This is a genomic window from Pseudarthrobacter sp. BRE9 (assembly GCF_031844305.1).
GTDB lineage: Bacteria > Actinomycetota > Actinomycetes > Actinomycetales > Micrococcaceae > Arthrobacter.
In genome coordinates this window covers 175,809-192,201 of the sequence record NZ_JAUZUY010000007.1, presented here as the reverse complement: position 1 = coordinate 192,201, position 16,393 = coordinate 175,809, and the positions used below count along the sequence as shown (strand labels likewise).

The 16,393-nt window shown below is 66.5% G+C and carries 17 protein-coding genes, 6 tRNA genes and 1 riboswitch; of the genes, 8 read left to right on the top strand and 15 right to left on the bottom strand.

The window, feature by feature from the left end; all coding sequences use genetic code 11:
* Positions 1-46: 46 nt before the first annotated feature.
* From hisF to Q9R31_RS14270, 14 genes are all read right to left on the bottom strand, one after another.
* The gene (gene hisF, locus Q9R31_RS14335; RefSeq protein ID WP_311263384.1) at positions 47-823 is read right to left on the bottom strand and encodes an imidazole glycerol phosphate synthase subunit HisF; all 777 of its coding nucleotides are present in this window, start codon (positions 821-823) and stop codon (positions 47-49) included.
* Between the two features lie 40 nt (positions 824-863).
* Positions 864-1,724, bottom strand: a complete 861-nt coding sequence (gene hisG / locus Q9R31_RS14330; protein ID WP_142031030.1) for an ATP phosphoribosyltransferase — start codon at positions 1,722-1,724, stop codon at positions 864-866.
* Positions 1,725-1,807: 83 nt separating this feature from the next.
* Positions 1,808-2,071, bottom strand: coding sequence for a phosphoribosyl-ATP diphosphatase (locus Q9R31_RS14325; RefSeq protein WP_311263383.1), 264 nt, complete (start codon positions 2,069-2,071; stop codon positions 1,808-1,810).
* A gap of 105 nt (positions 2,072-2,176) precedes the next feature.
* A complete protein-coding gene (gene ribH / locus Q9R31_RS14320) occupies positions 2,177-2,665 on the bottom strand; it encodes a 6,7-dimethyl-8-ribityllumazine synthase (RefSeq protein WP_311263382.1) in 489 nt (162 codons plus the stop codon).
* A gap of 49 nt (positions 2,666-2,714) precedes the next feature.
* Positions 2,715-3,452, bottom strand: a complete 738-nt coding sequence (gene ribA / locus Q9R31_RS14315) for a GTP cyclohydrolase II (protein ID WP_311263381.1) — start codon at positions 3,450-3,452, stop codon at positions 2,715-2,717.
* The gene (gene ribB / locus Q9R31_RS14310) at positions 3,449-4,207 is read right to left on the bottom strand and encodes a 3,4-dihydroxy-2-butanone-4-phosphate synthase (RefSeq protein ID WP_397428247.1); all 759 of its coding nucleotides are present in this window, start codon (positions 4,205-4,207) and stop codon (positions 3,449-3,451) included. The genes ribA and ribB overlap by 4 nt, the downstream gene beginning before the upstream one ends.
* Positions 4,204-4,866 carry a riboflavin synthase gene (locus tag Q9R31_RS14305; protein WP_311263380.1) on the bottom strand — a complete coding sequence of 221 codons (663 nt, stop codon included), beginning with the start codon at positions 4,864-4,866 and terminating at the stop codon, positions 4,204-4,206. The genes ribB and Q9R31_RS14305 overlap by 4 nt, the downstream gene beginning before the upstream one ends.
* Positions 4,866-6,005 carry a bifunctional diaminohydroxyphosphoribosylaminopyrimidine deaminase/5-amino-6-(5-phosphoribosylamino)uracil reductase RibD gene (gene ribD / locus Q9R31_RS14300; RefSeq protein ID WP_311263379.1) on the bottom strand — a complete coding sequence of 380 codons (1,140 nt, stop codon included), beginning with the start codon at positions 6,003-6,005 and terminating at the stop codon, positions 4,866-4,868. The genes Q9R31_RS14305 and ribD overlap by 1 nt, the downstream gene beginning before the upstream one ends.
* A gap of 167 nt (positions 6,006-6,172) precedes the next feature.
* Positions 6,173-6,321: riboswitch (FMN riboswitch) on the bottom strand.
* 39 nt (positions 6,322-6,360) lie between these two features.
* Complete coding sequence (rpe, locus tag Q9R31_RS14295) at positions 6,361-7,038, bottom strand: ribulose-phosphate 3-epimerase (RefSeq protein WP_311263378.1); 678 nt, start codon at positions 7,036-7,038, stop codon at positions 6,361-6,363.
* Between the two features lie 142 nt (positions 7,039-7,180).
* Positions 7,181-8,890, bottom strand: coding sequence for a transcription antitermination factor NusB (locus Q9R31_RS14290; protein WP_311263377.1), 1,710 nt, complete (start codon positions 8,888-8,890; stop codon positions 7,181-7,183).
* Positions 8,887-9,807 (bottom strand): methionyl-tRNA formyltransferase, encoded by a 921-nt coding sequence (gene fmt, locus Q9R31_RS14285; protein WP_311263376.1) that lies wholly within the window; start codon positions 9,805-9,807, stop codon positions 8,887-8,889. The genes Q9R31_RS14290 and fmt overlap by 4 nt, the downstream gene beginning before the upstream one ends.
* On the bottom strand, positions 9,804-10,406 hold the full coding sequence (gene def / locus Q9R31_RS14280; protein WP_311263375.1) for a peptide deformylase: 603 nt from the start codon (positions 10,404-10,406) through the stop codon (positions 9,804-9,806). The genes fmt and def overlap by 4 nt, the downstream gene beginning before the upstream one ends.
* A gap of 76 nt (positions 10,407-10,482) precedes the next feature.
* Positions 10,483-11,343, bottom strand: a complete 861-nt coding sequence (locus Q9R31_RS14275; protein WP_311263374.1) for a cytochrome — start codon at positions 11,341-11,343, stop codon at positions 10,483-10,485.
* 104 nt (positions 11,344-11,447) lie between these two features.
* Positions 11,448-11,519, bottom strand: a tRNA-Val gene (locus Q9R31_RS14270).
* A 327-nt stretch (positions 11,520-11,846) separates the two neighbouring features.
* Between Q9R31_RS14270 and Q9R31_RS14265 the strand changes: the two genes are divergently transcribed.
* The 7 genes from Q9R31_RS14265 (at position 11,847) to Q9R31_RS14235 (ending at position 14,181) form a co-directional block, all read left to right on the top strand.
* Positions 11,847-11,919 (top strand) — tRNA-Gly (locus tag Q9R31_RS14265).
* Positions 11,920-11,966: 47 nt separating this feature from the next.
* Positions 11,967-12,037: transfer RNA gene (locus Q9R31_RS14260), tRNA-Cys, on the top strand.
* Between the two features lie 38 nt (positions 12,038-12,075).
* Positions 12,076-12,147: transfer RNA gene (locus Q9R31_RS14255), tRNA-Val, on the top strand.
* A 53-nt stretch (positions 12,148-12,200) separates the two neighbouring features.
* Positions 12,201-12,273 (top strand) — tRNA-Gly (locus tag Q9R31_RS14250).
* Between the two features lie 33 nt (positions 12,274-12,306).
* Positions 12,307-12,378, top strand: a tRNA-Val gene (locus Q9R31_RS14245).
* A gap of 141 nt (positions 12,379-12,519) precedes the next feature.
* Positions 12,520-12,783: an antitoxin gene (locus tag Q9R31_RS14240; protein ID WP_311263373.1), complete on the top strand. Its 264-nt coding sequence runs from the start codon at positions 12,520-12,522 to the stop codon at positions 12,781-12,783.
* 180 nt (positions 12,784-12,963) lie between these two features.
* Positions 12,964-14,181 (top strand): benzoate/H(+) symporter BenE family transporter, encoded by a 1,218-nt coding sequence (locus Q9R31_RS14235; RefSeq protein ID WP_311263372.1) that lies wholly within the window; start codon positions 12,964-12,966, stop codon positions 14,179-14,181.
* Between the two features lie 10 nt (positions 14,182-14,191).
* Here Q9R31_RS14235 and zapE read toward each other — a convergent pair whose 3' ends face one another.
* Positions 14,192-15,229 carry a cell division protein ZapE gene (gene zapE / locus Q9R31_RS14230; protein WP_311263371.1) on the bottom strand — a complete coding sequence of 346 codons (1,038 nt, stop codon included), beginning with the start codon at positions 15,227-15,229 and terminating at the stop codon, positions 14,192-14,194.
* Positions 15,230-15,443: 214 nt separating this feature from the next.
* Here zapE and Q9R31_RS14225 point away from each other — a divergent pair, with 214 nt between their 5' ends.
* Complete coding sequence (locus tag Q9R31_RS14225; protein WP_311263370.1) at positions 15,444-16,370, top strand: sulfurtransferase; 927 nt, start codon at positions 15,444-15,446, stop codon at positions 16,368-16,370.
* Positions 16,371-16,393: the final 23 nt, after the last annotated feature.

The window sequence follows — 16,393 nt, the reverse complement described above, 5'->3', positions numbered from 1 at the left end:
AGGGAACCCTGCGGGCGTGGGCCCACCGGGCGAGCGTGGTCCAGTCTTACCTGACTTCGAAGCCGGCTTCCCGGATGGCTTCCTTGACCTGGGACATCATGTCGTCCGGGCCCCAGTGGAAGATTGACGCAGCCAGGACCGCGTCTGCGCCGGCGGCGACGGCCGGCGGGAAGTGCGCTGGCTCCCCTGCCCCGCCGGAAGCGATGATGGGGACCTTCACGGCAGCGCGGACCAGTTTGATGAGTTCGAGGTCGAAGCCGTCCTTGGTGCCGTCGGCGTCGATGGAGTTCAACAAAATCTCCCCCACCCCGCGGTCGGCGGCTTCCCTGGCCCACGCGATGGCGTCGATGCCGGTGCCGGTGCGGCCACCGTGGGTGGTCACTTCAAATCCCGACGGCGTGGGCTGGGACCCCGGGCGGGTGCGGCGGGCATCAACGGACAGGACAAGCACCTGGGAACCGAAGTGCCGGGTGATTTCGTCAATGACGTCGGGCCTGGCCACGGCCGCGGTGTTAATGGAGGCCTTGTCCGCGCCGTAGCGCAGGAGCTTGTCCACCTCGGCCACGCCGCGGACCCCGCCGCCGACCGTCAGCGGGATGAATACTTCCTCCGCGGTGCGGCGGACCACGTCGAACGTGGTCTCGCGGTTGCCCGAGGACGCCGTGACGTCAAGGAACGTCAGTTCGTCAGCACCCGCGTTGTCGTACCGGTGCGCGAGCTCCACGGGGTCGCCGGCATCGCGCAGGCCCTCGAAGTTGACGCCCTTGACGACGCGTCCGGCGTCGACGTCAAGGCAGGGAATGACGCGTACTGCTACTGCCATGGGAACTCCTGGAGTTTCTGGTGGTTGCTGCGGGGCCGGCTCAGATGCGGCAGGCGTGGATGCTGCTGACCAGGATGGCGCGGGCGCCGAGGTCGTACAGTTCGTCCATGATCCGGTTGGTTTCCTTCTTGGGAACCATGGACCGGACGGCCACCCAATCGGAGTCGCGCAGCGGCGAGACCGTGGGCGATTCGAGGCCGGGCGTCAGGCCGGCCGCTTTCTCCACGAGCTCCTTGCGGATGTCGTAGTCCATCAGCACATACTGGCGCGCCACCAGGACGCCTTGAAGCCGGCGGATGAGGACGTCGATTTCCCTGGCAGTGCCGTTGGCGGCGCCCCCGTTGCCGGTGCGGCGGATCAGGACGGCCTCGGACTTGAGGATGGGATCGCCGAAGATTTCCATGCCGGCGGCCTTGAGGGTGTTGCCGGTTTCCACGACGTCGGCGATGGCGTCCGCGACGCCGAGGCGGACCGAGGATTCGACTGCCCCGTCCAGCCGGACCACTTTGGCGTTGATGCCGCGTTCGGCCAGGTAGCTGCGCAGCAGTCCGTCATAGCTGGTGGCCAGCCGCTTGCCGTCAAGTTCGGCGGCGGAGCCGAAGTCGCCGACGGGTCCGGCAAAGCGGAAGGTGGAGGCGGCGAATCCCAACGGAAGCAGCTCTTCGGCTTCCACCCCGGCGTCCAGCAGCAGGTCGCGTCCCGTGATGCCGACGTCGAGCGTTCCCTGGCCGACGTACACGGCGATGTCGCGGGGACGAAGGAAGAAGAACTCGATGTCGTTGTCGGGGTCCACCATGACCAGTTCGCGGCTGTCGCGGCGCTGGCGGTATCCGGCTTCGGAGAGCATGGCGGAGGCGGCTTCGGACAGGGAGCCCTTGTTGGGGACGGCTACTCGCAGCATGGGAAACTCTTTCTGGGTGGAAGGTCTAGGTTTCAGGCAATGCAGGCCACAGCGGGCCCGGCGGCAGTGCGCCGGACCGGTGGCTACAGATGCTTGTAGACGTCTTCCAGGGTCAGGCCTTTGGAGAGCATCAGAACCTGCAGGTGGTACAGCAGCTGGGAGATTTCCTCGGCCGCGGCTTCATCGGATTCATATTCGGCAGCCATCCACACTTCGGCTGCTTCCTCAACGACTTTTTTGCCGATGCCGTGAACACCGGACTCCAATTCAGCGACGGTGCGGGAGCCTTCCGGGCGGGTGGCTGCCTTCTCGCTGAGCTCAGCGAACAGCGTCTCGAAATTCTTCACGCCCTCCAGCCTACTTGCTGCGGCCGCAGCGGCGCTTCCCGGGCCGTTGCATGACGGGCGCGATGTGAGCGAATACACACACCGCGCCCGTTCAGCGGGCTGCTCCTAGCCCTGGTACTGCTTGAGGATCACGGCGGTGGCCAGCGCCGCGGTCACAGCCTCATGGCCCTTGTCTTCCTTGGAGCCGGGCAGGCCCGCCCGGTCCAGCCCCTGCTGTTCGTTGTCACAGGTGAGCACGCCGAAGCCCACCGGCACGCCGGTGCGCACGCTGACGTCGGTGAGGCCCGACGTCGCGGCCTGGCAGACGTAGTCGAAGTGGGGCGTGCCGCCGCGGATCACGACGCCGAGGGCCACTACGGCGTCGAAGTGCGGTGCGAGGCGGGCTGCAGCAACCGGGAGCTCGAAGCTGCCGGGAACCCGCAGCACCGTGGGCTCGGCGATGCCGGCGTCTTTGGCTGCGCGCAGTGCACCGTCCAGGAGGCCGTCCATGATCTGGGTGTGCCAGCTGGCTGCGACGATGGCCAGCTTCAGCTGGGACGTTTCAGCCGGGTTAAGGGTGGTGAGGTCGATGTCGGGGGCGCCGTGTCCGCTCATAAGTCAGTACTGTTCCGTTCTTTTTGGTGGTTCAGCAGCAGGGTGCTGTTCAGTCTTGTTCGTGGTCAAAGGAGGTGTCGGGGCTGGTGACGGGCACCACGCCGCCCACATGGTCGCCCAGTACCAGGCGATGCTCCATTCGGTCCTTTTTGGTCTGCAGGTACCGGATGTTCTGGTCGCGGGAAGGCACCTCGGTGGGCACCATCTCCACCACGTTCACCCCCGCTTTCGCCAGCCTGTTCTGCTTGTCCGGGTTGTTGCTCAGCAGCCGCACCTCGTGCAGGCCCATTTCAGCGAGGATCTGGGCTGCGGCCTTGTAGCAGCGGGCGTCAACGGGCAGGCCCAATTGCTCGTTGGCTTCCACAGTGTCGAAGCCCGCTTCCTGCAGCGCGTAGGCCTTGATCTTGTTGGCCAGGCCAATGCCGCGGCCCTCCTGGCCGCGCAGGTAGAGCAGGGTGCCGCCGTTGTCCCGGATCAGTTCGAGCGCGAAGGCAAGCTGTTCCCCGCAGTCACAGCGGTAGGAACCGAAGACATCGCCGGTGAGGCACTCGGAGTGCAGCCGGACCAGTGGTGCTTTTCCGTCCGTGGGGGCGTTGGGGGAACTGACGGCCAGGTGTTCCACACCGGTCACGAGGTCCGTCCACGCCTGCGCCACGAAGTCGCCGAAGGCGGTGGGCAGTTGCACGACCGGCCCTCCATTGACGGGATGGGGCGCCTCACCGGACACCGCGTGGGGCTTCCGGTGACCGTTCTGCCGGCTGTCGTCGCTGGCTGCCGCTGCCGTCATCGTTTCTCCTTCTCTTCACCCGGGACTACCCGGGCATCTTCCTCCGGAACTCCCCCGGCCCCGGCTTCAAGATACGCCACCAGGTCCTCAATGGAGATCAGGGGGCATCCATGTTCCGCTGCGAACGAACGCAAGCCGTCCAGGCGCATCATTTCACCGTCGTCGTACACCACTTCCGCGATCACCCCGACCGGATCAAGGCCGGCAAGGCGGCACAGGTCCACCGCGGCCTCTGTGTGGCCCTGGCGTTCCTGCACACCACCGTCAACTGCACGGAGCGGAAAAATATGCCCCGGGCGGGTGAGGGAGGCCGGTCCGGCCTGCGGGTCGGCCAGGATGCGGGCGGTCAGGGCCCGGTCGGTGGCGGAGATTCCCGTGCTGACTCCCGTGGCGGCGTCGCAGGACACTGTGTATGCGGTGCCTTTGGCGTCCTCGTTGACGGCCGTCATGGGAGGCAACGCCAAAGCGTCCGCGCGGTCTCCGGTCAGCGGCACGCAGATCACGCCCGAGCTGTACCGGATCGTCCAGCCCATCAGGGCCGGCGTCGCGTGCTGGGCGGCGAAGATGATGTCGCCTTCGTTTTCGCGGTCCTCGTTGTCGACGACGAGGACGGGGCGGCCTGCGGCCATGGCGCGTACTGCCTCCTCAATGGAGTCCAGTCCCTTGGCTGGCGCGGCCGGCCGGACGGTGGAGACAGCATCGGTGTTCACAGCATCTGCGGCAGTGGAAGATTCCAGGTGTACCGCGGCGTTCACTGTGCACCTCCGGCAACCGCGGCGCCCGCGGTACCGGCTGCTGCGCCGGCGTCACGGAAGGCCAGCAGCCGTTCGGTGTACTTGGCCAGGACATCGACCTCCAGGTTCACCCGGCTGCCGGTGGTTTTGGTCCCCAGGCCCGTTTCGGCCAGGGTGGTGGGGATCAGGCCCACTTCGAACCAGGGTTCCTGCTCAGAAGCCGGGCTGACGGCCGTCACGGTGAGGGAGACTCCGTCGATGGCGATGGAGCCTTTCTCGGCAATGTAGCGGGCCAGGTTCGCGGGGACGCCAAAGCGCAGCCGCTCCCAGTTGCCCTGGGCTTCACGTTCCAGCAGGGCTCCCACGCCGTCCACGTGGCCTTGCACTACGTGCCCGTCCAGGCGGCCGCCTGCCGGGACACAGCGTTCCAGGTTGACCGAATCCCCGGCAACGAGTTCGCCGATGGTGCTCCGGACCAGGGTTTCGCCCATGACGTCCACGCTGAACTCCTGGCCGTCAATGTCGGTTGCCGTGAGGCAGACCCCGTTCACGGCAATGGAGCCGCCGAGTGCCAGCCCATCGGTGGAGCCGGGGGCGTGCAGCCGTACCGTGGCGCTGGTGTGCCCGTCGCGCTCGATGGACAGCACCTGCCCCTGCTCGGCAACAATTCCGGTGAACATCAGTAGCCTCCCTGGGCTTGCTCCGCGCTGCCGCGGGTTGGTTGGTGGTCGAGTGCAACTTTCCGTTGCGGTCTGAGGTGAAGCCTGAGGTCCCGGCCGAGTGTCCGGACGGCGCCGCCTTCGGCCTCGTCCCATTCCCATTGCTGGGCGTCCGGGAGGGTGGTGATGCCGAGCCCGTTCAGGGCGGCGGTGCCGGATCCGAGCAGGGTGGGGGCCAGGTAGACGATGAGTTCGTCCACCAGGCCTGCCGAGAGGAAGGAGCTGAGGATCCGTGAGCCGCCTTCGACCATGACGTGGCGGATGCCGGCTTGATACAGCATGGTCAACGCTTCGCGCGGGTCACGGGTGGGAAGGTGGACGGCCAGGCCGTCGTCGCCCCGGATGGCGGCGTCGTCCGGAATTCCGCGCAGTCCCATCACAGCCCGGACCGGCTGTTTGGGTGCAGGGTTGCCGGAGGGTTCCCGGGCGGTCAGGCGCGGGTTGTCCACCAGCACGGTCTGGGTGCCCACCAGGATGGCGTCGATGCGGCTGCGGATTCCGTGGTTGTCCGCCAGCGACTCCGGGCTGGAGATCCATTGGCTGGTGCCGTCTTCGGCAGCTATCCGGGCGTCCAGGGTCTGGGCGATGTGGAGGGTGACGAACGGGCGCTTGGCGGCAACGGCCTCAAACCACTGGCGGTTCAGGTCCAGGGACTCGTCGGCGCCGAGGCCGCTGCGAACCCGCACGCCCGCGGCCCGCAGTGTTGCGGCGCCACCGGCAGCAGGGTCATGGGGATCGTCGACGGCGTACACCACGTCGGTGATTCCGGCGCCAATGATCGCTTCCGTGCACGGACCGGTGCGGCCTACGTGGTTGCAGGGTTCCAGCGTGACCACCATGGTGCATCCGGAGAGATCCAGGCCGACGGCGGCGGCTTGGGCAATTGCGTCTGCTTCGGCATGCGCCGTGCCGGCGCCGCGGTGGTAGCCGGTGACCAGCCGGCGCCCGTCAGGACCGACGACGACGGCGCCCACCAGGGGATTCGCACCGCGCGGCCCCTGCAGGGCTGCCTGCAGGGCGTGCTCCATGGCCCGGGTTTCGTCAGTGCTGAAGGCAGTGACCACCCCGGCGGTGGGCTTCAGTTCCACGGCGCCCGTCATGCGGCAGCCGGGAGGGATTGGGTGGCTGCCTTGGAGGCGGCAGGATTTTTGGCGTCTAAGAGCCATCGCTGGGGGTTCATGTGTGTCGTTCCTTCCCTGTCGAACCGCGATGGCTCCGGGGATACGACAGCAGAACGTTGCGGGCCCATGGGCCCACTGATACAGCTGTACGTGCTTCTCTCATCCAGACTTTAACTGTCGGTACCGGAATTCCACCGGTTCAACCGTCTGCCGGAATCCTCCTGGGAGAATGCCGGCTCGCGGGTCGCGGACTGTCACCGCCGGTTCGGACTTACACCGACCCCGGAGCACGTATGTGTGTTGTTATTGTGCCACAACCGGCAGGGGCTTCCGGTTATTCCGTCGCCCCGCGTAATGTCCGGGTGCCCTTGTCGCGCAGCAGGTCGATGGCCGCGGCGGGGTTGTCGGCGCCGTAGACGGCGGAGCCGGCCACAAAGACGTTGGCTCCGGCTTCAGCGGCGCGGGCGATGGTGTCTTCGGTGATCCCGCCGTCCACCTGGATGGCCACTTCCAGTCCGGAGCCTTCCACGGCCGCGCGGGCCCGGCGGATTTTGGGCAGCGTGATGTCCAGGAACGCCTGGCCGCCGAAGCCCGGTTCCACCGTCATGATGAGCAGCATGTCCAACTCCGGCAGCATGTCCAGGTACGGCTCCACCGGGGTGGCGGGGCGCAACGCCATCCCCGCTTTGGATCCCCTGCTGCGCAGTTCCCGCGCCAGCTTGATGGGCGCAATGGATGCCTCTGCGTGGAACGTGACCGATGCCAGGCCTGCGTCGGCGAACCCCGGCGCCCATCGGTCGGCATCGGCGATCATCAGGTGGGCGTCGAGCGGAACCGGACTGACGGCCTGGATCCGCTGCACCACGGGCAGCCCGATGGTCAGGTTGGGGACGAAGTGGTTGTCCATGACGTCCACGTGCACGGCGTCGGCGTTGCTGATCCGTTGCAGTTCGGCCTCAAGGTTGACGAAGTCGGCGGAGAGGATGCTCGGGTTGATGCAGCATTGCGTCACAGGGGTGCCTTTCGCTGAAGGTGCGTTGGTCTCATGGAAAATTCCGGCCCGCCCTCGGGAGCAGGCTGGACTGGTTGCCCACAGGCTGGAAAGTCAGGGTCTCTTTCCTGCAGGGTTTCTTAACTGCAGGGTCTCTTACCTGTCAGGCTTTCTTGTGGATCAGTGCCAGGAACATGGCGTCGGTGTGATGGAGGTGCGGCCAGAGCTGGGCGGTCTGTTCATGGCCGGCGCCGAGGCTTCCGGTCAGGCTGACGGCGTCAAGGGCGGCACCTGCGTCAAGGAGTTCCAGGTCGCTGCGCTTCCGGAGGACGTCAGCCACGACAGCCGTGGTTTCTGCCGGGTGCGGTGAACAGGTCACATAGGCCACGACTCCCCCGGGCCGGACCGCGGCCAGGGCGGAGTTCAGCAGTTCGCGCTGCAGGGGGCCCAGGTCTGCGATGTCCTTGGGAGAGCGCCGCCACCGGGACTCGGGCCTGCGCCGAAGCGCTCCCAGGCCAGTGCAGGGAACGTCGACCAGGACGCGGGAGTATTGTTCCGGCTGTTCGGCACCCACATCCCGGCCGTCGCCGGTCCGGACCTGCCAGCTGTCCTGGGGTACGGCGGACAGTGCCTGGCTGACAAGCTTCGCGCGGTGTGGGGCGGGCTCGTTGGCAAGAAGTGTGGCGCCCCGCTGGTGTGCCAGCGCACCGAGGAGGGCAGCCTTTCCCCCGGGGCCTGCGCAGAGATCGAGCCACGCTTCACCGGCAGAGGTATCGGCGCCGGCGCCGGCGGCGGCGGCCGATGCGGCACTATCGGCGCCGGCATTGTCTCCGGGAGCGCCGCCGGCCCGGCTGAGGTTCACAGCGGGAAGGTCCACGGCGGCCAGGGCCCTGGCCACCAGCTGTGAACCAACATCCTGCACCCGGAGGGTACCGTTGCGCACGGATGCCAGGCGCCCCAGGTCACCGCCGCTGGAGAGTGCGGAGCCTTCCACCAGTTCACCGGGAGTGGCACCGTTTTCCAGGGCCTCGTCGAGGCTGCCCAGCCCCGGAAGGGCCACAAGGTTAACAACCGGGGCGGCGTTGTCCGCCTCCAGCAGGTCATCGATCTCGGCTGCGGGCCGGCCATGGGCCACCAACGACTGGCGCATGGCCCGGACAATCCATTCGGGGTGCGCGTACCGAAGCGAGGCAATCTTCGTCTCGTCGGTTTCGCCTTCCACTAGCAGGTCCAGCCATTCCTCCTGGGGATGGGCGGCGACCTTGCGGAGGACAGCGTTGATCAGTGCCGAAGGGCCGGCTCCGATGACAGCACGGGCAAGTCCCACCGTCTGGTCCAGGGCGGCGTGTGCCGGGACGCGCATGGCCAGCAGTTGGTGGGCGCCGATGCGGAGGGCGTCGAGGACGGCGGGGTCAAGCTGGGCCAGGGGCCGGTCCACACACCGCGCCAGGATGGCGTCGTAGGTGCCTTGGCCGCGCAGGGCCCCGTAGCTCAGTTCCGTGGCGAAGCCGGCGTCCCGTTTGTCCAGGCGGTGATGCCGGATCCGCGCGGGCAGCACCAGGTTGGCATACGCGTCCTCTTCCGCCACGGCGCGCAGCACTTCGAAGGCCACCAGGCGGGCGGGGTCGGCGCGCCTGGTCCGCTGCGACGGCGCCTGGTCGGTGAAGCTCCGCTGCGGCCCGCGGTTGCGTTCCCGCCCCTTGGCGTCCCTCCTGCTGGCATCGCGGGGTCCGCCCTTGCCGCGGCCGCCGCCTGCAGGAGAGCCGCTGCCGCCCTGACCGCTTCTCCCGCCGCGGCCGCCGGCGCTTCCCCCTCCGCCGCCGTTCGGTCCGCCGGTGCTCCGTCCACCCGTATTGCCGTCGGACCCGCTCATTCGAACACCACACCCTCCAGTGAAGCCATGCCACGTGCCCAATCGGCAGCAGCCATCATCTTTTTCCCTGCGGGCTGGACCCGGGTGAGTTCCACGGCGTGCGAACCTGTTCCCACCACCACAGTTTTCCCCTGCAATTCCACTGCGCCGGGGGCAAGCCCTGAAATATCCGGCCTAAGCCGGACAGGCTCGAGCTTGACCCGCTGCCCGTCCAGCAGGGTCCAGGCACCGGGCTCAGGAGTGACTCCGCGTGCTTGCCTGTTGATGGCAAGGGCCGGATGGGACCAGTTAAGGTGTCCGTCTTCCAGGGTCAGTTTGGGTGCGAGCGAGACGTCGCCGGCCTGCGGCTGCGGCGACGCTTTTCCGGACTCGATGGCCGACAGTGTCTGCGCCAGCAGAACGGCACCGCTGTGGGACAGCCGCTCCAGCAGGTCCCCCGCAGTGTCGTGAGGCCTGACCGCTTCGGTCAGCGTGCCAAAAACGGGGCCGGTGTCCAGCCCTTCCTCGAGCTGGAACGTAACGGCACCGGTGACGTCGTCCCCGGCCATGACCGAACGCTGGACCGGTGCCGCGCCGCGCCAGGCGGGCAGGAGAGAGAAATGCAGGTTGACCCAGCCGTGCCGCGGTATGCCCAGCGCCGCAGGGGGTACCAGTCCGCCATAGGCGACGATGGCCGCGACATCCGGCTGCACTGCGGAGATGGCAACAACGGCATCCGCGTCGACGCGCGCGGCGCGGATGACCTCAATGCCCAGTTCCGCGGCCCGTTGCGCCACCGGCGACGGCGTCAGCACGCGTTTGCGGCCCACCTGTGCGTCGGGACGCGTCAGGACCGCGACCACGTTGAAGCCGGCGCTGACCAGGGCGTCCAGGGACGGCACAGCGACGGCAGGCGTCCCCGCGAAGAGGACCCTCACCCTGCTGTGCCAAAGCTGGAGCCGGGGGCGCTGGTTCCGCCAAAGCTGGCCCCGCCGAAACTCGACCCGACACTCTTGGCGCGCTTGGCCGTGGTGCGCCCGGTGACGGCGTCGTAATTGGCGTTGCGGATGGACCGCAGGGCAGCCTTCCGGTCTTCGCCCTCAAGGCGGTCGGTGTAGAGGATGCCGTCCAGGTGGTCATTTTCATGCTGGAAGCAGCGTGCCAGCATCCCCTCCCCATCAATGGAGACCGGATTCCCGTGCATGTCCACGCCGGTAACCCGGGTGGCGCGGAAACGGCGGACGGGGAAGCCGAGGCCCGGAATGGACAGGCAGCCCTCCACGTGGTCCGGCTGGTAGTCCTCGCTGTTCTCCAGGACGGGATTGATGACGTGCCCCTTCACACCGTCGATGCGGTACGTGAAGACGCGCTTGCTGACACCGACCTGTGGAGCCGCAAGCCCGGCACCGTCCACGTCCTCCATGGTTTCGGTCATGTCGGCCACCAGTTTGGCAAGCTCGGGTCCGAATTCCGTCACGGGATCGGCAACTGTGCGCAGCACAGGATCACCGATGATGCGGATATTCAGAATAGCCATGCGCTGTTTGTCCTCACGGTTGGCGGCAAAGGGAACCTATCCAGTTTAGGTGCAGTCACTCCAGGTCCGTCAGCCGCTAGGCGGTGCGGGCCTGTGCCAGCGGCGGGGGTGCGATGGGCAGCAGCGCAGTGCCGGCACTGATGGTGTCCGCGGACAATTCCCAGACCCGGCGCAGGGCGCAGAACTTCCACCAGTGGTGCTTGAGGACCTCGGGGTTGGCACGGACGGGACGGACCTCGGTCTCGCCGATGGCGACGGCCAGCAGGACAGGATTTTCGCCGTACTTCCACGGCTCCCAGGTCCCGGCTTCCGGATCCACCAGGCTTTCCTCCGCCTTCATGCCGGCCACCAGCTGCATGACCACTTTGTCGTCCAGCGGCTTGACCAGGCCGTCCCGGGTGGTGCCCTTGGTTTTGTAATCGATCAGGCAAATACGCCCATTGATGCGGGCCACAAGGTCCAGGGTTCCGGCGTACCCCACGGAGTTGTTCCAGACGGTGATTTCGGGGGCGATGGGCTCCACTTGGAAAAGTTCCCACCACTCGTCGAACCGGACGGCGAAGGCTTCCTCCCCGTTGGCAGCCAATGCCTCACGGGCTTCCTTCATGGCATGGGGGCGTCCGAGCGCCCGGAGTGCCACCTGCTCGCAGTAGTTGTGGACGCGGTCCCCCCGTCTGGCGGCATCATCCCGATAGGTTTCGGCAGCCTTGGCGGCACGGTTAATGGCCTGCTTGATTTTGGCAGGGCTGCCCAGGCAGTCCGAAAGCAGCGGATCCTTGGCCAGGCTGCTTGCACCCATGTAACCGAACCAGCCATCAAGGCCGTGCGGCTGCTGGCTGATCACGGTTGTGATGGAAGGTACCGAAAACTGCTCAGACGTTGACCGTGCATACATCCGGCCGTATTCGGTGGCGTGGGCGAGAAGCGGATCAGTCATACAAAAGACTCTTTCACAGGGGGCCGACAAAAGCTCCGGGACCAGGAGCTGCACGCAAAAAAGGTCCGTCTCCGCTGCTGATGAGCGGAAACGGACCTCTGCGGTGGGCGATACTGGGTTCGAACCAGTGACCTCTTCGGTGTGAACGAAGCGCGCTACCACTGCGCCAATCGCCCCGATGCATTTGAATGCTAGCCCACCTCCGCCCTATTTCAAAAATCGAACGGAGCGCCTATGGAACGGGCACCCGGCCGAGCGGTTTGCCCGGCGGGAAATAACCAAAAGCAGCCCGGCGGGACGCATCTTGCCCCACCACGGCGCCTTCCCGCCGTCGGAAATTACACGGCTGTAACTCACGAAACCCGCGCAGTTACAGGCATGCGGGGGTACTGTCGCGGTGGCGGTGCGGAGCGATTTGGAGAATCCCCGAACCTCCTATATTGTTTTTACTCGTTGGAACGCGAGGAAATGCCGGAAACGGCAGGGAATCAACCCTCCAAAATGCGGACGTAGCTCAGCTGGTAGAGCACCACCTTGCCAAGGTGGATGTCGCGAGTTCGAATCTCGTCGTCCGCTCGCAGGACACTGTCACAGCAAACATTCTTCGGAATTGACGCTAACACGGTGGGTTGGCCGAGAGGCGAGGCAGCGGCCTGCAAAGCCGTATACACGGGTTCGAATCCCGTACCCACCTCGGTGAAAACCATGGTTTCCGGATTCTCCGGATTCAATGGGCGATTGGCGCAGCGGTAGCGCGCTTCCCTGACACGGAAGAGGTCACTGGTTCGATCCCAGTATCGCCCACTGGCAAGGAAACTTGCCCGCAGTACACCGGTTTACCGGTCCAACCTGCACACGCGGACGTAGCTCAGCTGGTAGAGCACCACCTTGCCAAGGTGGATGTCGCGAGTTCGAATCTCGTCGTCCGCTCTCTTGTATCCCATCAGCCGGTCTTCCGGTTCCGGGCGATTGGCGCAGCGGTAGCGCGCTTCCCTGACACGGAAGAGGTCACTGGTTCGATCCCAGTATCGCCCACACGAACAGCAGCTCCGCGGAGCTGCTTTTTTCGTTTAACCGGCATCCGCTGCCGGCGAACTCCCTTGGCACACCTTTCGCGCGCCGATAGGATCGAAAGCGCGAGGAGCGACCTGGCTCCGCGATCGAAGGGAGGTGCTCGTGGGTTTGATTGACGATCTAAAGGGCAAGGCTCAGGGTCTCATCCGCGGCAACGAGCAGGCCATCAAGGACGGCATCAGCAAGGCCGGCGATTTCGTCGACACGAAGACCAGCGGCAAGTACGCAGGGCACGTCGACAAGATCCAGGATGGCGCTTCCAAGCTCATTGACAAGAACGGAACCCCGGGTCAGGCACCTGCCGCCGGGCAGGTTCCCCCGGCAGCTCCTGAAAATCCGGTTCCGCCGGTCGACAGGGCTCCGTAAAGGATTTGGCCAGGGCTTTGCCCCAGCACGTCAACCGGGGCGCGGGTCCCGCCGAGAGGCGGCGCCCGCGCCTTTGGCGTTTAAAGCCGCTTTTGGCGTCCCCCAAAAGGTTTCCGCGCACAACGGCGCCTTTGCTCCCCCGATTGCCGTTTCCTTAAGCGCCGCCGGTAACCTGCCGGTATGCCCAACTCCCCCGCACCCTCCAAGGCAAAGACGGCCCGGGCCCAGGTCGATTCCCGGCCCATCGTCGCCGGGATCGTCACAGCCCTCGTGGGCTTCACCTCATCCTTTGCCGTGGTCCTGGCCGGCCTCACCGCGGTGGGTGCCGACTCCGCCCAGGCCGCATCCGGCCTGCTGGCCCTGACCCTCGCCGTCGGACTTGGCGTCCTGGTTCTCGCCTGGCGCTCCAGGGTTCCGGTGACATTGGCCTGGTCAACGCCGGGGGCGGCGCTGCTGGCCGCATCAGGAATTCCCGACGGCGGGTGGCCGGCCGCCGTCGGGGCCTTCCTGGCCACGGGCCTGCTGTTGGCCCTGGCCGGCATGGTGCCGGCGCTTGGCAGGCTGATGGCGCGCATCCCGTCCTCCCTGGCGCAGGCGATGCTGGCCGGGGTCCTGCTGCAGCTCTGCCTGGCTCCTTTCAAAGCCCTTGGCACGGTCCCCATGTTTGTTGCGCCCGTCATTTTGTGTTGGCTGCTGATGATGAAGTTCGCTCCGCGCTGGGCGGTTCCAGCAGCATTGCTGGTGGCACTGGCCGTGATTGGGACTTCCCTGGCCTCGGCCGGTACGCCGGTGGATCCGGCAGGATTCATGCCCGCACTGGCTTGGACCACGCCCGCGTTCAGCCTGCAGGCCCTCGCCGGCATTACCGTCCCCTTGTTCGTGGTGACCATGGCGTCGCAGAACGTTCCCGGAGTGGCTGTGCTGCGTTCATTCGGATATGAGACCCCGTGGCGGCCGGCGATGCTGGTCACGGGAGCGGGCACCGTTGTGGGAGCGCCCTTCGGCGGCCACGCCATCAATCTCGCAGCGCTCAGCGCAGCCCTTGCCGCCGGTCCCGAAGCAGGCGCGGACCGAAGCAGGAGGTGGATCGCCGGCTTTACGTCCGGCCTGGCCTACCTGGTGCTGGCTGCCTTTTCCACAGCCCTGGTCTCGCTGGTGAGCCGGGCGCCGGCAGGGATGCTCGAAGCCGTGGCCGGGTTGGCCCTGCTGGGCACACTTGCCTCGTCAATTTCTACTGCCCTGGCTGACCCCGAAGAACGCATTGCCCCGGCGGTCACGTTCCTGATGGCCGCCTCGGGGCTCGCCTTTGCCGGAATCGGTTCCGCGTTCTGGGCGCTGGTGGCCGGGCTCGCCGTCCGGTGGGCACTGACCCCGGGACGCAGCAGGACGTCCCCGTAGAAGGGTTTGGTCAGGAGGGTTCGTGGTTCTGGCCTTCGCGCGCCAGTGCCGTCAGGCGGGAGACGGCGCGGAAGTACTTCTTCATGTACCCGCCGGTCATCATTTCCTCGGTGAACAGCTGGTCGAAGGGGACGCCGCTGGCCAGGATGGGGACGTCCTTGTCGTAGAGCCGGTCCGCCAGGACCACGAACCGCAGTGCCACCGCCTGCTCCTTGATGGTTTCCACGTTGCGCCACACCACGCCGTCGATGCCGTCGATCAGCTGGCGGTACCGGCTGGGGTGCACACCTGCCAGGTGGTGGATCAGGGTGGAGAATTCGTCCTGGGCAACCGTCTTGCCGTCGAACTCCGCCTTCATGTGGTGGTTGAGTTCGCTGTTCTTCAGCGGGGCCGGGGCCGCGGGCAGGCCGCGGTGCCGGAAGTCCTCGCCGTCGATCCGGATGACCTCGAACTGGTCGGCCAGGACCTGGATTTCGCGCTGGAAGTCCACAGCGGCAAAGCGGCCGTCACCCAGGGAGCCGGGCAAGGTGTTGGATGTGGCGGCAAGCTTCACGCCGGCATCGGCCAGTTCCCGCATGAGCCGGGACATCAAAACGGTGTCGCCCGGATCGTCCAGTTCGAATTCATCGATGCAGACCAGCTTGTAGCCGCTCAGGGCATCTACGGTCTTGCGGAAGGACAAGGCGCCCACGAGGTTGGTGTACTCCACGAACGTGCCGAAGGCTTTCGGGCCCGGGGACGCGTGCCACAGGGACGCGAGCAGGTGGGTTTTGCCCACGCCGAACCCGCCGTCAAGGTAAATGCCGGCGCGGGAATCGTCCTTCTTGCCGAACAGCTTCCTGAACAGGCCGCCACCGTTACCCGACCCCACGCCGTCGGCAAACCCCTGGAGTTCCCGCACGGCCGCGGCCTGGCTGGGCTGCTTGGGGTCCGGGCGGTAGCTCGCAAAGGAGACTTCCCCGAACCGCGGCGATGGGTAGAAGCCCTTGAGGAGTTCGTCCACCGAAACTGCCGGAGTGCGGGCGGCAAGCTGTTCGATCTGTACCAAGGTGGTCCGTTCTGCTGGTGGTTGGTCCCCAGAAAGGATACCGGCAATGCCGGCCGTCCCCGGGCTGGCAGCCTCCCTCCCGCCGCAGGCGTGACGAAGGCAACATTTCGCCCTGTTAACGGAATACGGACAACCTTCCGGGCGCTGGCTAGGGTGGGAACAGGTTCCAATGCATGTTCCACGGTTTCCCGTGCTCTTACTGAAAGGCCAAGCCATGCCCTACCCGGTTGAACAGAATGAGAAGTTCGCAGCCTACGCCCACCCGGAGCGGCTCGTTTCCACGGAGTGGCTCGCGGCTGCCATCAAGGACGGCGCAGCGGCCGACGGCGGGCTCGTCGTGGTGGAATCCGACGAGGACGTGCTCCTGTACGAGACGGGCCACATCCCCGGCGCCGTCAAGATCGACTGGCACACCGACCTGAACGACGAAATATCCCGCGACTACATTGACGGCGCAGCCTTCGCGGAACTCGCAGCGTCCAAGGGCATCTCCCGGGACAGTACCGTGGTCATCTACGGCGACAAATCCAACTGGTGGGCCGCCTATGCGCTTTGGGTCTTCACGCTCTTTGGCCACCAGGATGTCCGGCTGCTCGACGGCGGCCGGGACAAGTGGATTGCCGAAGGCCGCGAACTGACCAAGGACCGGCCCGCCCCCGCCCCCGGCAGCTACCCGGTGGTTGAGCGCGACGACGCCCCCATCCGCGCTTTCAAGGACGACGTCCTGGCGCACCTCGGCACCGGTCCGCTCATCGATGTCCGCTCCCCCGAGGAATACACCGGCCAGCGCACCCACATGCCGGCCTACCCGGAGGAGGGCGCCCTCCGCGGCGGCCACATCCCCACAGCTGCGTCCATCCCCTGGGCCCGTGCCGCTGCCGCAGACGGCACCTTCCGCAGCAGGGAGGAGCTGGAGGCCATCTACCTGGGCGAGGCCGGCCTGTCCGAGGGTGACGACGTGGTGGCGTACTGCCGCATTGGCGAGCGTTCCAGCCACACCTGGTTCGCCCTGAAGTACCTCCTGGGCTTTGATTCCGTCCGCAACTACGACGGATCCTGGACCGAGTGGGGCAATGCCGTGCGCGTACCGATCATCAAGGGCGCCGAGCGCGGTTCCGTTCCCGTCGCCGTCGGAGCCTGACGCAGCGCCCGCCCCGCGTAGAC

Coding starts and splice junctions, on each gene's coding strand:
- ribH (WP_311263382.1), bottom strand. CDS start 2,665: ATGAGCGGACACGGCGCCCCCGACATCGACCTCACCACCCTTAACCCG.
- def (WP_311263375.1), bottom strand. CDS start 10,406: ATGGCTATTCTGAATATCCGCATCATCGGTGATCCTGTGCTGCGCACA.
- Q9R31_RS14225 (WP_311263370.1), top strand. CDS start 15,444: ATGCCCTACCCGGTTGAACAGAATGAGAAGTTCGCAGCCTACGCCCAC.
- Q9R31_RS14305 (WP_311263380.1), bottom strand. CDS start 4,866: ATGTTCACCGGAATTGTTGCCGAGCAGGGGCAGGTGCTGTCCATCGAG.
- Q9R31_RS14275 (WP_311263374.1), bottom strand. CDS start 11,343: ATGACTGATCCGCTTCTCGCCCACGCCACCGAATACGGCCGGATGTAT.
- hisF (WP_311263384.1), bottom strand. CDS start 823: ATGGCAGTAGCAGTACGCGTCATTCCCTGCCTTGACGTCGACGCCGGA.
- Q9R31_RS14290 (WP_311263377.1), bottom strand. CDS start 8,890: ATGAGCGGGTCCGACGGCAATACGGGTGGACGGAGCACCGGCGGACCG.
- Q9R31_RS14235 (WP_311263372.1), top strand. CDS start 12,964: ATGCCCAACTCCCCCGCACCCTCCAAGGCAAAGACGGCCCGGGCCCAG.
- ribD (WP_311263379.1), bottom strand. CDS start 6,005: ATGACGGGCGCCGTGGAACTGAAGCCCACCGCCGGGGTGGTCACTGCC.
- hisG (WP_142031030.1), bottom strand. CDS start 1,724: ATGCTGCGAGTAGCCGTCCCCAACAAGGGCTCCCTGTCCGAAGCCGCC.
- ribA (WP_311263381.1), bottom strand. CDS start 3,452: ATGACGGCAGCGGCAGCCAGCGACGACAGCCGGCAGAACGGTCACCGG.